Source organism: uncultured Abyssibacter sp., assembly GCF_964000955.1.
In the GTDB taxonomy this organism is placed as follows: domain Bacteria; phylum Pseudomonadota; class Gammaproteobacteria; order Nevskiales; family OUC007; genus Abyssibacter.
On the sequence record NZ_CAXFCL010000005.1, the window covers coordinates 1 to 16,698 of the forward strand.

Genomic DNA, 16,698 nt, shown 5'->3' on the forward strand with positions numbered 1-16,698 from the left:
CGTCTCGAGCGCGAGTTCACGAACGATACGGAGCTGGCGGTCGGGACGTCGGAGCGCTACACGGTCTACGCCGGTTTTGCCGATCCGTCGCTGGCCGAGCAGAACCTGTCCGATGATGTCGACGTGGAGTTGCAGGAGACGGAGAGTGAACGGGCGGTGTTGTCGACGACCGATGCGCATCTCTACCTCACCGCGCTGGACGACTCCGACGGCGAGGGCATTCACGTGCGTTTCGATCCGGCTGACCTGGAGGCGGATTCCCCGCTGCGTATCCAGGTCGAACGCGAGTTCGACACGCTGACCGTGTCGCCGGAAAACGCGGAACTGGCCTGGGACGACGAGCTGCAACTCACCGCCATCGCCACCGAATCAGCTACTGGCGTGACTCAGGACGTGACCCGTCACGTGAGCTGGGAGCTCGATGTCGACGATGTACTGACCGTCGCGGACACGCTGGATGATGCCGGTCTGGTCACGCCGATTGGCGATCAGGACGGCGACGTGCAGATCATCGCCACGCTGAGCGCGGCGACGACGGAGACGGTCGATACGATCATTCAGGTGCGCGTTACGGCGGAATAGGGCTTCGAGTCCCGTTCGGTCGTGCACCGGGCGGGACGCCGGCGTCTGTCGCGGACGGCACGTACAATATGGCGCCCCGCCCGTTGTTCCGAGAGCGATGTCCGACGTTGTGATCGCGGCGCTTTATCACTTCGCGCCGCTGCCCGATTTCGAAGCGATGCAGGCCCCGATCCGTGCGGCCTGCGCCGAGGCGGGCGTGCGTGGCACATTGCTGCTGGCCGATGAGGGGATCAATGGCACCATCGCTGGTTCGGCGGCCGGGATTGATGCGGTGCTGGCCTACTTGCGATCGGATGCGCGTCTGAGCGCGCTGGACGAAAAGCGTTCAACCGCGCCCAGCAACCCGTTTCCGCGGCTGCGGGTGCGTCTCAAGCGCGAGATCGTCACCATGGGCGTGCCCGGCGTGGACCCACGCAAGCGGGTCGGCAGCTATGTCGAGCCGGAGGCATGGAACAGCTTGCTCGAAGACCCCGATGTGCTCGTGATCGACACGCGCAACGAGTACGAAGTGAAGCTGGGCACGTTTCGCCATGCGCGGTCGCCCGGTACCGAGACCTTCCGCGAGTTTCCCGCCTACGTGGAGCGCGAGCTGAAGGGGCAGGAGCACCGACCGATCGCGATGTTCTGCACCGGCGGGATTCGCTGTGAAAAGGCGACTGCCTACCTGCTGGATCAGGGCTTCGACAACGTGCATCACCTGCACGGCGGCATCCTCAAGTACCTGGAAACCGTGCCCGAGGCCGAGAGCCTGTGGCAGGGCGAGTGCTATGTGTTCGACGAGCGCGTCACGGTGACGCACGCGCTGACGCCGGGCGACGCGGTGCAGTGCGAAGCCTGTGGCGAACCGCTGTCCGCGGCCGAGCAGGCCTCGCCGCAGTTCGAGGCCGATATCAGCTGCCCGTACTGCATCGACGAGCTCACGCCGGAACGCCGCGCCGCGCTGGAAATGCGGCGCGACCAGCGGCAGCGCGCCCGGACGGCCAATGGCTGAAGCGCCGCCGGTTCTCTACTCGTTTCGACGCTGCCCCTACGCCATTCGCGCTCGGATGGCGCTGGCCGTTGCCGGCGTCACCCTCGAACAGCGCGAGGTCGTGCTGCGGGACAAGCCCGCGGCGATGCTGGCGATCTCGCCCAAGGGCACCGTGCCGGTGTTGCAGTTGCCGGACGGCCGCGTGATCGACGAGAGCATCGAGGTGATGCGCTGGGCGCTGGCCCAGTCCGACCCCGAGGACTGGCTGGGTGCCAACGGGGCCGAAACGGTCGCGTTGATCGAGCAGAACGACGGGCCATTCAAGCAGTGGCTGGATCGCTACAAGTACCACGTGCGGCATCCCGACGGCTCGCAGGCGGACTATCGACGCGAGGCGGAATCGATACTCGCCGACTGGGAGCAACGCCTGGTCGCATGCGGCGGTTATCTGCTGGACGGCCGCCCACGACTCGCCGATGCCGCGTTGTTTCCCTTCGCGCGCCAGTTCGCCGGCGTGGAGCCGCAGTGGTGGTCCGAGCGACCGTTTCCAGCCGTGTTCGACTGGTTGCAGCGCTGGCTATCGACGGATCGCTTCGTGGGGATCATGCGCAAATTCAAGCCATGGCGTGCGGGCGACGCGGCCATCATCTGGACGCCGGGTCGCTAGCCAGCCGGTGTCCGGGTTTGTGAGTCGAATCCGTTTAGGCCTGCACACCCCAGATTGGCCACCCCATGAAAGTCCATCTGTACTGCTCCCCGAACGGCCGCGTGGTCGCGGTGGACAACTGCCGGAAGGCTCGCGAACGCTTGCCCGTCTTCGGTCCACCGACGCCGATGTTCGAAGGCCGCCCGGTGACCTATTCGGTGGCCAAGGCCTGCATCCGCAACTTCGGTGGCCTGTGGTACCGGGCCGATGGCATCCGCCGCTTTCGTGGGATCGCGACCGAAGCGCGCTCCACGGGCACGCACGGCGCCTGAGAGCGGGACTCAGGCCGCGAGCGTCTCGACGAAGAACGCGGTCTGATCCGCCACGACCTGGTCGAAGGTTGGCGGCACGTAAATGTCGAAATGCCCGACTGGGTAACGCTTGACCGTCACCTTGTCCGGCGCACGCCGTGCGCCATCCTCCATCGCCGCCGGTGGTACGACCACGTCCTCGGTGGCGATGCAGAACAGCGCGGGGCAGGGCAGCTTCGGCGTCAGCAGATTGGGTCGGTAGGTCGCCAGCGACACCGCCCAGCTGGTGGAGATCTCGTTGCGCCAGGCCGCGGGCGTGATGCGCTTGTAACCTGGCTCGGCATCCGCGGTCGTCAGCACGCCGGATTTCCCCGGCGCCGCGACCACCGGCAGCATGCTGCGTGGCAGGCCCAGATACCCTCGGATGGTGTCGCTGATGCCGGCCCGGGTGAGCTTGAGACCGTGCAGCAACCCCTGCTGCTTGAGCACGTTCTGCAACGCCGCGAAACCGTCCATCATGGCGCCCTGCGAACTGACCGCCGCGACCCGGCCATCCTTCACGGCGGCGGTGACCGCGTGGGCGCCGGAGAAGGAGCTGCCCCAGGTCGCGATCCGGTCCGGGTCAACCCCGTCCAGCGTGCGCGCGAATGCAATGGCCGCTGCCCAGTCCTGTAACTGCATGCGCACGTTGACGACCTGCCGGGGCTGGCCGTCGCTGGTGCCGAAACCGCGGTAGTCGAAGCACAGCACGTGCAGTCCGGCGGCGGCGAAAGCCTCGGCGAACGGATCCAGCCCGGCCGCGCGCGTGCCGCCCAGACCATGCGCCATCACCACGCAGGGGGTGCCCCGCGCGGTCGTCAGCGCGGATGCGGAGGGTTCGAAATGACCGGCTCGAACCGTGGTTCCATGACTGGAGAAAGAGACTTCCGTGGGCATGTTCGACTCCTTGCGACGCGACGCGTGAACCTAACCTGAACCGCATTCGGCATGCGAGTCCGTCCGCCGGAGCAATGGCAATGCGTAGGCGTCAGGCCAGTGTCGCCAGTGCCGCGGGATTGAAACCGGTCAGCTCGGCGGCTTTGCCGTCGCGCACCTTGGCGGCCCACTGCGCATCGCTGATCAAGGCCCGACCGACGGCGATCAGGTCGAACTCGTCGCGCTCCATGCGCTCGATGAGTTGATCAATGCCAACGCTGCTGGAGGATTCACCGCCGAATGCGGCGATGAACTCGCCGGACAGCCCGACCGATCCGACGCTGATGGTCGGAACGCCGGTGAGCTTCCTGGCCCAGCCCGCGAAGTTCAGTCCCTGGGCGCCGTCGATTTCGGGGAACTCGGGCTCCCAGAACCGGCGCTGGGAGCAATGCAACACATCGACGCCAGCGTCGACCAGCGGTTGCAGCCAGTCGCTCATCTGCTCCGGGGTCTCGGCCAGCCGCGCCGCGTAATCCTGCTGCTTCCACTGGCTTACGCGGAGCAGGATGGGGAAGTCCAGACTCACCGCCGCGCGCACGGCCGCGACGACTTCGCCGGCGAAGCGCGAGCGTTCACGAATGGTCGCGCCGCCGTAGCGATCGGTCCGCTCGTTGGTGCCGGGCCAGAAGAACTGATCGATCAGGTAACCGTGGGCGCCGTGAATCTCCACGGTGTCGAAGCCCAGGCGCTCGGCATCGGCCGCCGCCGCGGCGAAGGCGGCCACGGTGTCGGCGATGTCCTCCTCGGTCATCGCCACGCCGCGCGGCTTGCCCGGCGCGACCAGCGCGGACGGGCTTTCCACCGGCGCCTCCGGCTCCCAGCCGCTGCGGCCGCGGGTCGAACCCGTGTGCCAGATCTGCGGGCCCATCTTGCCGCCGGCGTCATGCACGGCGTCGATGACCTGCTTCCAGCCCGCCAGCGCGGCCTCACCGTGAAACATCGGAACATTCGGCTCGTTGCGCGAGGCCGGTCGGTTCACCACCGTGCCCTCGGACAGGATCAGCCCCACGTCACCCTCGGCGCGCCGGCGGTAGTAGGCGGCGTTGGCCTCGCCCGGAATGCCCTCGGGAGCAAAGGTTCGAGTCATCGGCGCCATGACGATCCGGTTCTTCAGTTCCAGGGAACCGATGCGGAATGGGCGGAAGAGAACATCGTTGGCGGACGTGGTCATGCGGATTCCCGGACAGGTGACGCCGGGAACATAACCGAGAGTTCGCACGGCGTCACCGAGCGGCGGTTCCGTGCCTTGCTGCGAGCGCTTAGTTTCCGATTAGTCCCAGTTTTCAATGGAGAAGCTCACCCGGTATCGACAAAACTTGATTCGCTCGGTCACTCGGAGCGCACGCCTGATTCGGAGGTCATCATCCAGTGCGATGATCACTCCGGCAACGGCTTGTCCCGGCTCGCAGAGTTCATCCATGACAAACCCCATGTATCGCTGAATTTGCCCAACCACGACGTCACTCGCTCTGCCCTTTTTCAGCTCGACGACCAGCAATTCCTTCCCGTCCTTGCTGATGGCGAGAATGTCGATGGCGCCGGTGTCTGTCGGGTATTCCTTGCCGACGATTTCGCCATCGTCGGTGTAGATGTCGTGGGTTTTTCCCAACGCCGTTGAAGACCAGTTCGAAACCAGAAAATCCTGAAGGTGTTTCTCCAGCGCGAATGCGCTGACGTTCTCCACTTCAGGGTCCGATGAGACCAGCGTCGGTGCCGGGTCGCCGTGGATGAGCTGATCCAGTTCACTTGCATGCTTCGTGATGTCGCAGACCGTTCCGATGCTCCCCGTCGAGCGTTGAAGCGCCTCGCTCATATCCGAGCGATCAAACAACTCTCCGTACCAGTGAACCGGCCGTTGATGGGCCAGCGGCTGATCTGGCTCGTATTGATAATCTCCCCGTATCTCACCGGCGTGGTACCGGCCTTCACCGTTTGGAGTGATGACGATATCGCCGGTCTGCAGCCCTTTGCAGACGGTCCAGACCGCACCGCAGGCCAAGCCCGCGGCGACTTTCGACTTGCCGGCGTTCTCGGCCCGGTAAACCGGTGTAAAGGCTGCGTTGAACTCACGCCACGCATCGGGAAGCTGGCCGGTCAGATCGTGATCCCTGAGAAACCCCACGCCGATATAGCCACCGGCAACACAATCGTTGGCGTACATGCCGCCTCGTCCCGCCATGACGCGGTTGTACTTACGCATCAAGACACTCCGACCGCTGTTGCGGTAGTTGAAGCTTGTCCTGCACGGCCTGAAACGCTTCCAGAGCCGCTTGCAGGTTATCGACGATTTCCTCGGCGATCACGTCGGGGGGCGGCAGGTTGTCGACGTCTTCCAGACTGTTGTCACGCAGCCAGAAGATGTCGAGATTGGTCTTGTCGCGGGCGAGCAGTTCATCCACGTGGAAGCACTTGAAGCGTTCGGTTTCCTGTCGCTGGCTGCGGTCATCCGGGCAGTAGCAGGCGACGAAGTCTTCGAGGTCTGCGGCGCGTAGCGGGTTTTTCTTGAGCGTGAAGTGCTGGTTGGTGCGCAGGTCGTAGATCCACAGCGCGCGGGTGTTGGGTTGGCCGCCGGAGCGTGGCGCGTGCTTGTCGAAGAACAGTACGTTCGCCTTCACGCCCTGGGCGTAGAAGATGCCCGTAGGCAGGCGCAGGCAGGTGTGAAAGTTGAACTGCGTGAGCAGTCGCCGGCGGATGCCTTCGCCCGCGCTGCCGGCCTCGAACAGCACATTGTCCGGTAGCACTACCCCGGCCCGTCCGCCCATCTGCAGGATGGTCATGATGTGCTGCAGAAAATTCAGCTGCTTGTTGCCGGTGGTGTACTTGAAGTCCTCCCGCTCGTAGTCCTCGCGTTCGGTGTCCATCTGGCCATCCTCGCCGATGACCTTGTAACTGCTCTTCTTGCCGAAGGGCGGGTTGGTGAGCACCACGTCGTAGCGATCGCCCGGGTCGAATGCGAGCGCATCGGCCGCCTTGATCGGGCTTTCGCCGTTGCCGATGCCGTGCAGATACAGGTTCATGCCGCATAGCCGCACCACCTCGTCCACGATGTCCGTGCCCGAGAGCAACCGGGTGCGCAGCTTGTGCTGGGCAGCCTTGTCCCGGGTCTGGTCCTTCATCGCGTCATATGCAGCGAGCAGGAACCCGCCCGTACCGCAGGCCGGGTCATGCACGGTCTCGCCGATCTGCGGGCGCAGCACGTGGGTGATGGCCTCGATCAGTGGTCGCGGTGTGAAGTACTGGCCGGCGCCGGATTTCACCTCCGCGGCGTTGCGTTCCAGCAAGCCTTCGTAGATCTCGCCCTTCACGTCCACATTGATGCCGATCCAGGTCTCGCCATCGATCAGCGAGACCACGCGCTTGAGGCTGGACGGATTGCTGAGCTTGTTCTGCGCGCCCTTGTAGATCGTCCCGATCAGCCCGTCTTCCCTGGCCAGCGCCTCCAGGGTGCGGCGGTAGTGCAACTCCAGCGCATCGCCGGACTTGCCGGCCAGATGCTCCCAGCGCCATTGCGCGGGGATGATCGACGGCTCGCCCAGCAGTGCGCTGCGCTCGGCGTCCATCTTCAGGAACAGCAGATAGGTGATCTGCTCGATGTAGGCGCTGTAGTGCACGCCCACGCCCTTGAGGACGGTGGCGTAGTTCCAGACCTTGGCGACGAGTGCCTCGTGGGTCATTCGCGGTTCCCTTCGATCTGACACGCTGTTCTGATCGGCCCTGGTCGGACCGCAATGGCTTGAATCATCGGGTTGAATCCATGTGTTCGGCGTTTCGACCGGTCGGATGTGAGCCAACCTGGCTTACATAACGTCGACCGTTATTTAAATTTAATGAGTTAAGTTTACTTAGTGAACAGGCTTAAGTAAGCCTCGAACCGGAACAGCCGATCCCGCTGCTGGCCGGTTTGTTCGACCAGCAGGCCGCATTCCTCCAAGGCGCGCAGCAGTGTCTGTGCCGTCGGATTGGACACACTTAAGGTTTCGGTCACGTCCGCCGCCGCTACGACAGGCTGCCGGTACAGGTGCTCCAGCAGCTTTCTCGCGTTGGCCGACCGCCGTCCGATCGCCATCACCCGCTGCTCCGCTTCTGTACGCAGCGTCAGAATCTGCTGGAACAGCTGACGGCCGTTTTCCGCCGTTTCCAGCACGCCGCGCAGAAAGAAGCGCACCCAGTGCAGCAGGTCATCGGACTGCCGCACGCGCATCAGTGCATCGTAGTAGCTGGCCCGGTTGCGTTCGAAGAAGTCGGACAGATACAGCGACGGCTTAGCCAGCACGCCGTGGCTGATCAGGTACAGCGGGATCAGCAGGCGGCCGATCCGGCCGTTGCCGTCCAGAAACGGGTGGATGGTCTCGAACTGGTAGTGGCTGATCGCCGCGCGGATCAAATGCGGCACCTGCAAGGCCTCGTTGTGCCACAACTGTTCCAGATCGGCCATCAGCTCGGGCACGCCTTCGTGATGCGGCGGAATGAAGGCCGCATCGGTCAGGCTGGAGCCACCGATCCAGTTCTGGCTGATCCGGAACTCGCCGGGGCGCTTGTGTTCCCCGCGCACGCCGCGCATCAGCACCGCGTGGGTCTCGCACAGCAGGCGGTTGGACAGCGGCAGGGTCGCCAGCCGCTCGATGGCCAGGCTCATGGCATCGATGTAGTTGTGCACCTCGCGCCAGTCGTCCCGCCGCTCCGGACGCACATGCACCTCGGACAGCACCGCCTCGTCGATCCCCGTCTGCGTGCCCTCGATGCGGCTGGACTTCTGCGCCTCCTTGACCACATGCATGCGAATGAAACGGTCGATATCGGGCACGATCAGCGAGAACGCGTTGAGCTCGCCCAGGGCACGGGTGGCGTCCTCCAGCAGCACATGAATCGTCGGGTCTTCCCAGGTCCAGTCGTGGTTGACCGGTGTCGGTTCGAAGCTCTTGTACTGGTAGCGGCTCGCCCACGCGCCGGCGCTGAAGGATTCGAACTTCATGCGATTTGGTCGAGCAGTGGCGTGCGTCGGTGGGAGCGATGGCCGGTAATAGGCTCGATTTCGGCACCTTTGTGAACGCCCACACCCTTTAGGACGGAAGCGTAGCTCCAGATTTTGAAGACTGGGGCTTCTTGGATCATGTGTCCTGCTTAATCAACTGGCCAGAAAATGCGGTGGAAAGTACCGCCTGCCTAAGCGAATTTGCTTTTCGATCTGCTGCACTAAGGTCCGTGGTGAGGTGCAGAACTTGCGAGAGCATCGACTCGACTCGAGCCGCGATCACATTCTGTTCGCCCACCGGCGGTATCGGAACCGGCGCGACTTTGATATCCCCGCCAGCTATGCCGTGCTGTCCGGCGCTTGTCTTAACGCGCGACGAGATATGGTTGCGTGTTTGACCTGAATTCAGTGCGACTTCCACAAACTGCGGGACCAGCCCATCTACTCGAACAGGCGAAAAACGAATCAATTTGTCGGGGTGAAGCACGGGTTGGGGTCCGCGAAAGAGCCCTGCCACACCGACAAATGATGGATTTCCGTTATATCGGGTAAACAGAAAGTCGCCGGGTTCGACGCAGCTAGACGAGACGTCCTCGTCTTCTTTGGGGACGTAATACCTAATGTCTCTCTCGTCAACCGCGAGCTCACGAACCGCGGAGATGCGAAGTATTGGATTGCCCGGTGGAGCATTGACTGGCTTCCGAGAGAGGCCATTGCGAAACTCTGTTTGAAGCTGATCGATGGTGGCCCAAACCCACCCCTCCGGCAATTCGGGCAGCCCGTCCGTGTCAGGCGTAACGGGTTCCTTGTACTTGGACTTCCACGCGTCGTTCGCGGGTGTTTTTCCCTTGGCCTTGAGCTTCTTCAGCTCGGCGGTTTCCCAGGCCTGGCGGCGGTCGGTGAGGATGCGGTCCAGCAGGGCCTGGCCGGTGCCGCCCTCGGCTTGCAGGCGTTCGCGGTTGGCGGTGCGCCAGTCGCGGGTGAGTTCGCCGGTGACGGCGGCCTTGAGCACGGACTGGCGGTAACGCTCCACCAGCGTTTCGACCTTGCGCAGCGCGCGCTCGCCTTCGTCGATGCGGCTGAAGAGTTGGTCGATTTTGTTGACTATCTCAGTCTGAGTGGACCTGTTTGGAACAGGTATGTGGATTTGGGATACATCAGAGCTTCTTACCGCTGGGACCGTTGTCGCCCTAGACAAATTCTCCAGCCGAACGGTTTGGAAAAAATAGTACAAGTAGTCATCTGATACATCTGGCCCAGCCTTAACGCCCAGCACATTGTTATCGACGATGGCGTCAGTACCGAGAACGGCCCGCCGATTGAGTTTTAGCGCCTCACCAATTCGAGCAAAAACGATGCAACCCTTTGGAAGGCGCTTTGCCTTGAGTTCTTCTGCAACTGCTTCTGTAATCCAGTTCGGTGCTTCGTGCAGGACGCGGCCCCCGCTCCGGACACAGCGGCTGATGTCCGAGACTTTGAAGAATGGCAATTCGCCGTCTACTTGACCCTGAAACCGCTTCGGGAATCCTGTGCCGGCGATTAGAGTTGCAACCTTGTCAAGCGGCCGTATTGGGTACGCGCTCACGCCGCCAACGCCCCACTCAATTCATCCAGCAGCGCATTCAACTGTTCGCCGAATAGCTCTCTTGCGTGCAGCACGCCGCCCATGGCGGCAAACGGTTGGTCTTGCATCAGGTCTCTGGCTTCAATTTCGAGGTTGGCGATCAGGTAGTCCTTGATGGCGCGCAGCCATTGGTCCTGCTCGGCGGTGAATGCGCGGCCGGCCTTCTTCTGCCGGCCCATCCACAGGTTGAACTTCTGTTCCACCTGCACGGCATAGGGCTCCAGCACGTCGGTCTGGCCGGTGGCGAAGCGCACCAGCGCGATGATGTCGGTGAGCAGCTTGTCGGTGGGCGCGCCGCGCACCACGGCGGCATTGAGCCGCGCGTAGGCCTGCCAGACGGTCGCCGTGGTCAGGTGCCAGGGCGGGTCGCCCAGTGCCTGCGCCAGTTCCCGCACGGCGGCGTAGCTGAGCCGGCGGGTGCCGTAGGGCTGATTGTAGAGAATCTGCAGGGCGAGCAACTCGTCCCGGTTCTGTTCGATGAACGACTTGAAGCTGTCGACTCGCTTCTCGGCCTCCGCCTTGTCGTAGGTGCCGGAGATCAGTGCGTCCGTGGTCTGGTCGTCAATGACGATTTCGGACTTCTTCTTGATCGCGACCAGCAGCTTGCGCAGGTCCGGGTTGTCCAGGGGCTGACAGGCGGTGTCCTTCAGCGTGTCGGTGACCTTGGTGATTTGCTCGTCCGTCGGCTCCGGACCGTGATCGTCGATGGCGCTGGCCTGGATCATGTCCGGGTCGACGGCATCGAAGACCTGCCGGGCGAGCTGCTTGAGGGTCAGGCCGCCCGCTGACTGCGTGACGCGGGCGCGGTCGTCGTCCTCGATCTGGTGGTCCAGCGCGGCCAGTCGACCGGCGAGGCTGGAGAGCGCATCGTCGTCGCGCCGGCCCTGGGCGATCTGCTCCAGCAGCTTCTCGAAGGTCACGCCGCGCTTGCGCTCCAGCGGCTGGCTGACGGATTTCCTGCCTTCGGTGACGCCGACGGCGTCGATGAGCACGAAGCGGGTCTTGGTCCTGGCATCCGGGGTGACCTGGGCGAGGTCGGCATCGTTGATGGTGCGTACGCCGCGGCCCTTCATCTGCTCGTAGTAGCCCTCGGATTTCACGTCCCGCATGAAGATGACGCACTCGACCGGCTTGATGTCCGTGCCGGTGGCGATCATGTCCACGGTGATCGCGATGCGCGGGAACGGGTCGACGCGGAACGCGCGGATCAGTTCCTTGGGCTTTTCGCTGGTCTGGTAGGTGATCTTCTTGGCGAAGTCGTCGCCGGCATCGAACACCTCGCGCACGATGTGGGTGATCTCCTCGGCATGGTTGTCGTCCTTGGCGAAGATCAGGGTCTTGGGCACCCACTGGCCGCTGCGGCCGGGAAACAGCTCGGTGAACATGCGGTCCCGGTAACACTGAAGCACGGCGCGAATCTGCGCCGGTACCGTGACGGCGCGGTCCAGTTCGGTGGCGGCGTACGGCAAGTCGTCATCCAGCTGGGCGTAGCGCAGGGCACGGGTCCGCTTGTCACGCAGGGGGACGGCGTAGTCGGCGTTGACGACACCGCCCTGCTCGCTGACCTGCGTCTTGATTCGGTAGACCTCATAGCCGACGTTGACGCCGTCAATGACGGATTGCTCGTAGGGGTATTCCGCCACCAGATTCTGGTTGAAGAAGGCCAGGGTGTGCTTGCTGGGCGTGGCGGTGAGGCCGATCAGATGGGCGTCGAAGTATTCGAGCACCTGCCGCCAGAGGCCGTAGATCGAGCGGTGGCATTCGTCCGTGACGATGAAGTCGAAATGCTCGATGGGTATGACGGGGTTGTAGGGTACGGGTGCCGGGCCGTCGGGTTCGTCGCCGGTCCAGGTCTCGAAGGCGGACCGCTGTTCGGCGTTCTCGTCCAGCTCCTTGCCGCGCAGCATGGCGTAGAGGCGCTGGATGGTGGTGATGACCACCTGGGCATCCGGGTCCAGCCGATTGCTGGACAGGTGCTGGGTGATATAGGTCTGGGTGAACTTGTGTGCGCTGCTGGGCGGGTCGAAGTTCTGGTACTCCTTGAGCGTCTGGTCGCCCAGGTTGTTGCGATCCACCAGGAACAGGATGCGACGGGCGCGGGCATGCTTGAGCAGCCGCCAGCTGAAGGTGCAGGCGGTGAAGGTCTTGCCGGCACCGGTCGCCATCTGGATGAGCGACCGCGGTTTGTCCTTCGCGAGGGATGTCTCCAGGCCGGTGATCGCGTCGACCTGACAATCGCGCAGGCCGGCAGTTTGCAGCGGCGGCATGTGCGTGAGGCGCTGGCGCAGGGTCGAGTCGTCCTTGAGCCAACCAAGCAGCGTCTCCGGCTTGTGGAATGCGAACACCCGCCGCGAGCGTGGTTCCGGATCGGCATGGTCGCAGAACAGGGTTTCGGCACCGGTGGTCAGATAGACAAAGCGTTGCCCCTGAGGCCACTGCGCCAGGAACTCCGGCAGCACACGGTACTTCGCCGCCTGCTCGGCGACTCCGGTGAGTGTGACTCCTGCCTTCTTGGCTTCGATCAGGCCGCAGGCCTTGCCGTCGACAAACAGGAGGTAATCCGCGGCCCCGTTGGGGAGCTGGAATTCGCGAACGGCCACGCCCAGCGCCGCGTTGCGGTTGAACTGATCGGGATGCTGGATCGTCCAGCCAGCCGCGGTCAGCAGCGTATCGATGCGCTCGCGTGCCAATGCTTCCGGCGTGGTTGTCACCCGGGCTTGCCCCCTTTCGCTCAGACCCGAAAGGCTAGCAAGTTGCAAGGGCCTGTGACAGATCGCCGTTTCCCCTTCGCTGGGGTGGAATCTGTGGTGCGATCGTTGGAGAAGTGGTGGGCCCACCAGGACTTGAACCTGGAACCAACGGATTATGAGTTAGGGCTTCGCGAGGTGCCGCCCGAATCCGCAAAGGTTCGTTGCGGTACGCGACGAAACGCTGTTGGTCATGCGTATCAGTACGTTAGGGGTCGTTAGCGCTTATCGCGGGTTCTTGCGTCTGTACCTCAATTGTACCTATCGCAGGTGCAGCATGTTGCATCCTGGCATTGGTCCGCCCGACCGCTGACACCATCAGCGCGATGCCTGCGATGAAGAAAATCAGTCCAAGGATCAGCTCGTCGGCATAAGTTCCAAGCGCAAACCCGAGGGTGGTGAATACAACGCCAGATTTGGCTGTGTAGAGCGGTGCCGCGGCGGTTCGAACCCGAAATTGGAGCGTGTCGAATGCTACTCTCGCTTCGTCACGCTCCCGACATACTCGGTCAATCCAGTGGCTGGTTCCTGGCGACAGGAGGGTGTAACGAATTTTGTGTGTTGAGCCATGATCACATCCCGAGGAGGGAGACATGGCAAGACGCAGGAAGTCCGATTCACCGTTTTCCGATGAACTGATCGACCAGTTGCTGGAGGGGCGCGAGCACGGCGCCCACCTGTTGGGCAACGATGGCCTGATCGGAGAGCTCAAGAAGCGATTGGCGCAGCGCATGCTCGAAGGCGAGATGGAGGCGCATCTCGATGAGCCGGACCAGCAGGAGGCCGGCAACCATCGCAACGGCCGGTCGTCCAAGACGGTCACAATGGATGGCGAGCGCGTCGTTCTCGACATTCCGCGCGACCGGCACGGGCAGTTCGACCCGACGCTGATCCCGAAGTACGCGCGGCGTTTTCCGGGCTTCGATGACAAGATCATCGCCCTGTATGCCCGCGGCATGAGCACCCGGGACATTCGGGCGCACATCCAGGAGATCTACGGCATCGACGTTTCGGCCAACCTGGTATCGGCGGTCACTGAGTCGGTTATGGCCGACGCCCTGGCGTGGCAGAACCGGCCCCTGGAGACGGTCTACGCAATCGTCTACTTCGACGCCCTGAGGGTGAAGATCCGCGACGAGGGCATGGTCCACAACAAGGCCGTGTACCTCGCCATCGGCATCACCAGCCACGGTGCCAAGGAGATTCTGGGGCTGTGGATCGAACAGACCGAGGGCGCCAAGTTCTGGATGCGGGTCATGACCGAGCTCAAGGGCCGTGGCGTGGCCGACATCCTGATCGCCGTGGTCGATGGCCTGAAGGGCTTCCCGGAAGCCATCACCGCCGTGTTCCCCGACACCGTGGTCCAGACCTGCATCGTTCACCTGATTCGCTACTCGATGCAGTTCGCCTCTTGGAAGGAGCGCAAGGCGATCGCCAAGGCGCTCAGGCCAATCTACGGGGCCGTCAGCGCCGATGCAGCAGCCGCCGCCCTCGAAGAGTTCGAGCAGGGACCGTGGGGGCAGAAATACCCGCCGGTCGTGGCCAGCTGGCGCCGCAAGTGGGAGCAGGTCATTCCGTTCTTCGCCTTCTCCGCCGAGGTCCGGAAGATCATCTACACCACCAACGCCATCGAAAGCCTGCACAGTCAGGTGCGAAAGACGATCCGAAACAAGGGCCATTTCCCGAACGACGAGGCGGCCATCAAGCTGATCTACCTTTCGTTGCGACAGATCGAGGCGAAGTGGAAACGGCCGCCGAAGGAATGGCATGCCGCCAAATCTCAGCTCGCCATACAATTCGGCGAGCGGTTCATTTTGACCGAGTAATCCACCACCGGCTCACACACAGAATTCAGGACACTCCCGGCGACAGGATGCGATCCAGCAGGCTGGAAGCGCTCATAGAACTAGCCTAACGGGAGTCCCCGTTGGGGCCCCGGAATCTGTGTCCGACCACGCCTCGTTCAGCGCCTGCTTCATCAACTCAGCGACCATCAACGACTTTTCCTCCGAGGTGGGGCTGTTTTCCATCTCTGAAAGCCTCAACTCCAATTCTAGAACAGCCTTTTGGACGACGTTCGCAACCCCTGTAGCCAACGCCGAAGGGAACTCTTTCCAGTATCTCGCTTCAGCGTTGCTCTTGCTCGTGTCCATCAGGGCGGCGCAGACGGCCTGCATCACATCTTCTTCCAGATAGGCTGCTAGTCGCGCCGCACGATATGGACTCAGCTTCGCATCGTCGCGCGCTTTGACGATTGACGCCGGGTCCCACTCCAGTGTTCGTGAAAGAGCCCGCACGCCGCCAGCCTTCTCAATCGATCTCTCGACATACTGACGAATTTTCATAGATGTTGACTCTACACAAACACCCGCGTACCGTCACGGCTGTTGGAGTTGTCTCAACACCAATAGAGATTGCTAGCGACCATTGGAGATAGCCATGTCGGAAAGTGCGCGAGACAGCAATTCCGTCCAGGTTCAGAGAGAATCTGGCGAAGTGCTTGACGGTCCGCTCCTGCTGACTGTGGAAGGCCTCGCCGAGCTTTTACACCGCACGCCGACGGGTATCCGACAAGTCTTGAAGCGAAATACTGATTTCTCCGCCCAACTTCGCGGGGCACGAGTGAAGCTTGGCCGACGTGTGTATTTTCGGCGTGACTTGCTCGGCGAAATAATCACGAGCGCGACAGGGCGGTAAGTGGTCGTTTGCCGCAATGGCGGTCATCGGCGATGAGCCAGCCAAGCAGCTCGATCTGTTTGTGGCGGTCCTGACTCAGGTCAGCATCAAGGTGGATATGGCAAGTTTGGAACACCCAATCTTTGCACTGAAACCGACCAAGTCGATTCGCACCTATGCACTAGGTAAAGACTGCGAGATCAAAGTCATTCCTTCGTCAGCAGGGTGCCCGACGATGGACGACAAGGACATCCTCGTATACCTGGCCAGCCAAATTCGGGCCGGATTCAACTCAGGTCTCAAAGTGGCGCCGACGATTCAGGTCAGCGCATATGACATGCTCCGTTCCATCGGTCGATCCATCGGCGGTGCCGACTACAGGCGCCTCACGGTTGCACTCACCCGGCTCCGAGGGGCAACGATAGAAACCCGTATCAAGACTGGGGGTGTGCGGCAGGAACAGGGATTTGGATTGATCGACAGCTGGTCAATGACTACTCGTGACCGCTTCGGCTCGCCACGCCTGCGGATCCGCGTCAGTGACTGGTACTTTCGTGCAGTCGAGGCCAATGAGGTCCTGACCGTTGACGAGGACTACTTCGCGCTCAATGGGCTTTCTAAGCGCCTGTACGAACTGGTGAGGAAGCATCTTGGTTCTTACCAAGTCGTGTTCAAAATCGATCTCGAAAAGCTGAGGCACAAGAGTGGGTCACTGAACTCTCCGCGTCGTTTCAAGTTCGAGGTGCGCAAGATCATTGATGTGGCCCAAGAGAATCGCATCAGCAGCCAAACAGACCCATGGAGGGATTGGTTGTTGAGCCTGAACGGGAGCCTGTTCGTCGCCTACAGGAACGACGATTCAGGGAGGCAGCTACGTGCGAAAGATGCGTTGAAGTCACTGCGTTCCTGAATGCCCGATAGCGGGGGGACTGTTTGTACGGCCGGGCTCCAATCTATTGCTGTGCGTAACCTGTTGGTGACCACGGGCATCCAGGAACGATCAGGCTCGGGCATTCAGGAACAGAGGCACGGGCATGTAGGAACGCGGCATTCGGGCATCCAGGAACATCGGATGAGCATAATCAACTGACCAATAGGGAGTGTCCTGAATTCTGTGTGTGAGCCGGTGGTGGATTACTCGGTCAAAATGAACCGCTCGCCGAATTGTATGGCGAGCTGAGATTTGGCGGCATGC

General features: G+C 62.3%; 14 protein-coding genes. 6 read left to right on the forward strand and 8 right to left on the reverse strand.

What is annotated here, in order from left to right; all coding sequences use genetic code 11:
- From ABNS06_RS00160 to ABNS06_RS00175, 4 genes are all read left to right on the forward strand, one after another.
- Window positions 1–582: hypothetical protein (locus ABNS06_RS00160; RefSeq protein WP_348671831.1), on the forward strand; the 582-nt coding region annotated here is incomplete at its 5' end.
- A gap of 157 nt (window positions 583–739) precedes the next feature.
- Window positions 740–1,573 (forward strand): rhodanese-related sulfurtransferase, encoded by an 834-nt coding sequence (locus ABNS06_RS00165; protein WP_348671848.1) that lies wholly within the window; start codon window positions 740–742, stop codon window positions 1,571–1,573.
- Window positions 1,566–2,219, forward strand: coding sequence for a glutathione S-transferase (locus ABNS06_RS00170; RefSeq protein ID WP_348671832.1), 654 nt, complete (start codon window positions 1,566–1,568; stop codon window positions 2,217–2,219). Before ABNS06_RS00165 ends, ABNS06_RS00170 begins: the two co-directional genes overlap by 8 nt.
- Window positions 2,220–2,284: 65 nt before the next feature.
- Window positions 2,285–2,530 carry a hypothetical protein gene (locus ABNS06_RS00175; protein WP_348671833.1) on the forward strand — a complete coding sequence of 82 codons (246 nt, stop codon included), beginning with the start codon at window positions 2,285–2,287 and terminating at the stop codon, window positions 2,528–2,530.
- Window positions 2,531–2,539: 9 nt separating this feature from the next.
- Here ABNS06_RS00175 and ABNS06_RS00180 read toward each other — a convergent pair whose 3' ends face one another.
- From ABNS06_RS00180 to ABNS06_RS00210, 7 genes are all read right to left on the reverse strand, one after another.
- On the reverse strand, window positions 2,540–3,445 hold the full coding sequence (locus ABNS06_RS00180; RefSeq protein WP_348671835.1) for an alpha/beta fold hydrolase: 906 nt from the start codon (window positions 3,443–3,445) through the stop codon (window positions 2,540–2,542).
- A 91-nt stretch (window positions 3,446–3,536) separates the two neighbouring features.
- Window positions 3,537–4,655, reverse strand: coding sequence for an NADH:flavin oxidoreductase (locus ABNS06_RS00185; protein ID WP_348671836.1), 1,119 nt, complete (start codon window positions 4,653–4,655; stop codon window positions 3,537–3,539).
- A gap of 99 nt (window positions 4,656–4,754) precedes the next feature.
- Window positions 4,755–5,684, reverse strand: a complete 930-nt coding sequence (locus ABNS06_RS00190; protein ID WP_348671837.1) for an endonuclease NucS domain-containing protein — start codon at window positions 5,682–5,684, stop codon at window positions 4,755–4,757.
- Window positions 5,677–7,158 carry a class I SAM-dependent DNA methyltransferase gene (locus ABNS06_RS00195; protein WP_348671838.1) on the reverse strand — a complete coding sequence of 494 codons (1,482 nt, stop codon included), beginning with the start codon at window positions 7,156–7,158 and terminating at the stop codon, window positions 5,677–5,679. Before ABNS06_RS00195 ends, ABNS06_RS00190 begins: the two co-directional genes overlap by 8 nt.
- Window positions 7,159–7,322: 164 nt before the next feature.
- The gene (locus ABNS06_RS00200; protein WP_348671840.1) at window positions 7,323–8,456 is read right to left on the reverse strand and encodes a Fic family protein; all 1,134 of its coding nucleotides are present in this window, start codon (window positions 8,454–8,456) and stop codon (window positions 7,323–7,325) included.
- Window positions 8,457–8,592: 136 nt separating this feature from the next.
- Window positions 8,593–10,041, reverse strand: a complete 1,449-nt coding sequence (locus tag ABNS06_RS00205; RefSeq protein WP_348671841.1) for a restriction endonuclease subunit S — start codon at window positions 10,039–10,041, stop codon at window positions 8,593–8,595.
- A complete protein-coding gene (locus ABNS06_RS00210; protein ID WP_348671842.1) occupies window positions 10,038–12,791 on the reverse strand; it encodes a DEAD/DEAH box helicase family protein in 2,754 nt (917 codons plus the stop codon). The genes ABNS06_RS00205 and ABNS06_RS00210 overlap by 4 nt, the downstream gene beginning before the upstream one ends.
- 629 nt (window positions 12,792–13,420) lie before the next feature.
- Between ABNS06_RS00210 and ABNS06_RS00215 the strand changes: the two genes are divergently transcribed.
- Entirely contained in the window at window positions 13,421–14,653 is a 1,233-nt protein-coding gene (locus tag ABNS06_RS00215; protein ID WP_348671843.1) for an IS256 family transposase, read from the forward strand.
- A 72-nt stretch (window positions 14,654–14,725) separates the two neighbouring features.
- On the opposite strand, the gene ABNS06_RS00220 is transcribed toward ABNS06_RS00215, so the two are convergent.
- Window positions 14,726–15,172 (reverse strand): hypothetical protein, encoded by a 447-nt coding sequence (locus ABNS06_RS00220; protein WP_348671845.1) that lies wholly within the window; start codon window positions 15,170–15,172, stop codon window positions 14,726–14,728.
- A 368-nt stretch (window positions 15,173–15,540) separates the two neighbouring features.
- Between ABNS06_RS00220 and ABNS06_RS00225 the strand changes: the two genes are divergently transcribed.
- The gene (locus ABNS06_RS00225) at window positions 15,541–16,413 is read left to right on the forward strand and encodes a replication initiator protein A (RefSeq protein WP_348671846.1); all 873 of its coding nucleotides are present in this window, start codon (window positions 15,541–15,543) and stop codon (window positions 16,411–16,413) included.
- The last annotated feature ends 285 nt before the right edge of the window (window positions 16,414–16,698 follow it).

Bases quoted from the DNA above. Each gene is read 5' to 3' on its own strand.
- ABNS06_RS00165 (WP_348671848.1), top strand. From the start codon at position 740: ATGCAGGCCCCGATCCGTGCGGCCTGCGCCGAGGCGGGCGTGCGTGGC.
- ABNS06_RS00170 (WP_348671832.1), top strand. From the start codon at position 1,566: ATGGCTGAAGCGCCGCCGGTTCTCTACTCGTTTCGACGCTGCCCCTAC.
- ABNS06_RS00175 (WP_348671833.1), top strand. From the start codon at position 2,285: ATGAAAGTCCATCTGTACTGCTCCCCGAACGGCCGCGTGGTCGCGGTG.
- ABNS06_RS00180 (WP_348671835.1), bottom strand. From the start codon at position 3,445: ATGCCCACGGAAGTCTCTTTCTCCAGTCATGGAACCACGGTTCGAGCC.
- ABNS06_RS00185 (WP_348671836.1), bottom strand. From the start codon at position 4,655: ATGACCACGTCCGCCAACGATGTTCTCTTCCGCCCATTCCGCATCGGT.
- ABNS06_RS00190 (WP_348671837.1), bottom strand. From the start codon at position 5,684: ATGCGTAAGTACAACCGCGTCATGGCGGGACGAGGCGGCATGTACGCC.
- ABNS06_RS00195 (WP_348671838.1), bottom strand. From the start codon at position 7,158: ATGACCCACGAGGCACTCGTCGCCAAGGTCTGGAACTACGCCACCGTC.
- ABNS06_RS00200 (WP_348671840.1), bottom strand. From the start codon at position 8,456: ATGAAGTTCGAATCCTTCAGCGCCGGCGCGTGGGCGAGCCGCTACCAG.
- ABNS06_RS00215 (WP_348671843.1), top strand. From the start codon at position 13,421: ATGGCAAGACGCAGGAAGTCCGATTCACCGTTTTCCGATGAACTGATC.
- ABNS06_RS00220 (WP_348671845.1), bottom strand. From the start codon at position 15,172: ATGAAAATTCGTCAGTATGTCGAGAGATCGATTGAGAAGGCTGGCGGC.
- ABNS06_RS00225 (WP_348671846.1), top strand. From the start codon at position 15,541: ATGGCGGTCATCGGCGATGAGCCAGCCAAGCAGCTCGATCTGTTTGTG.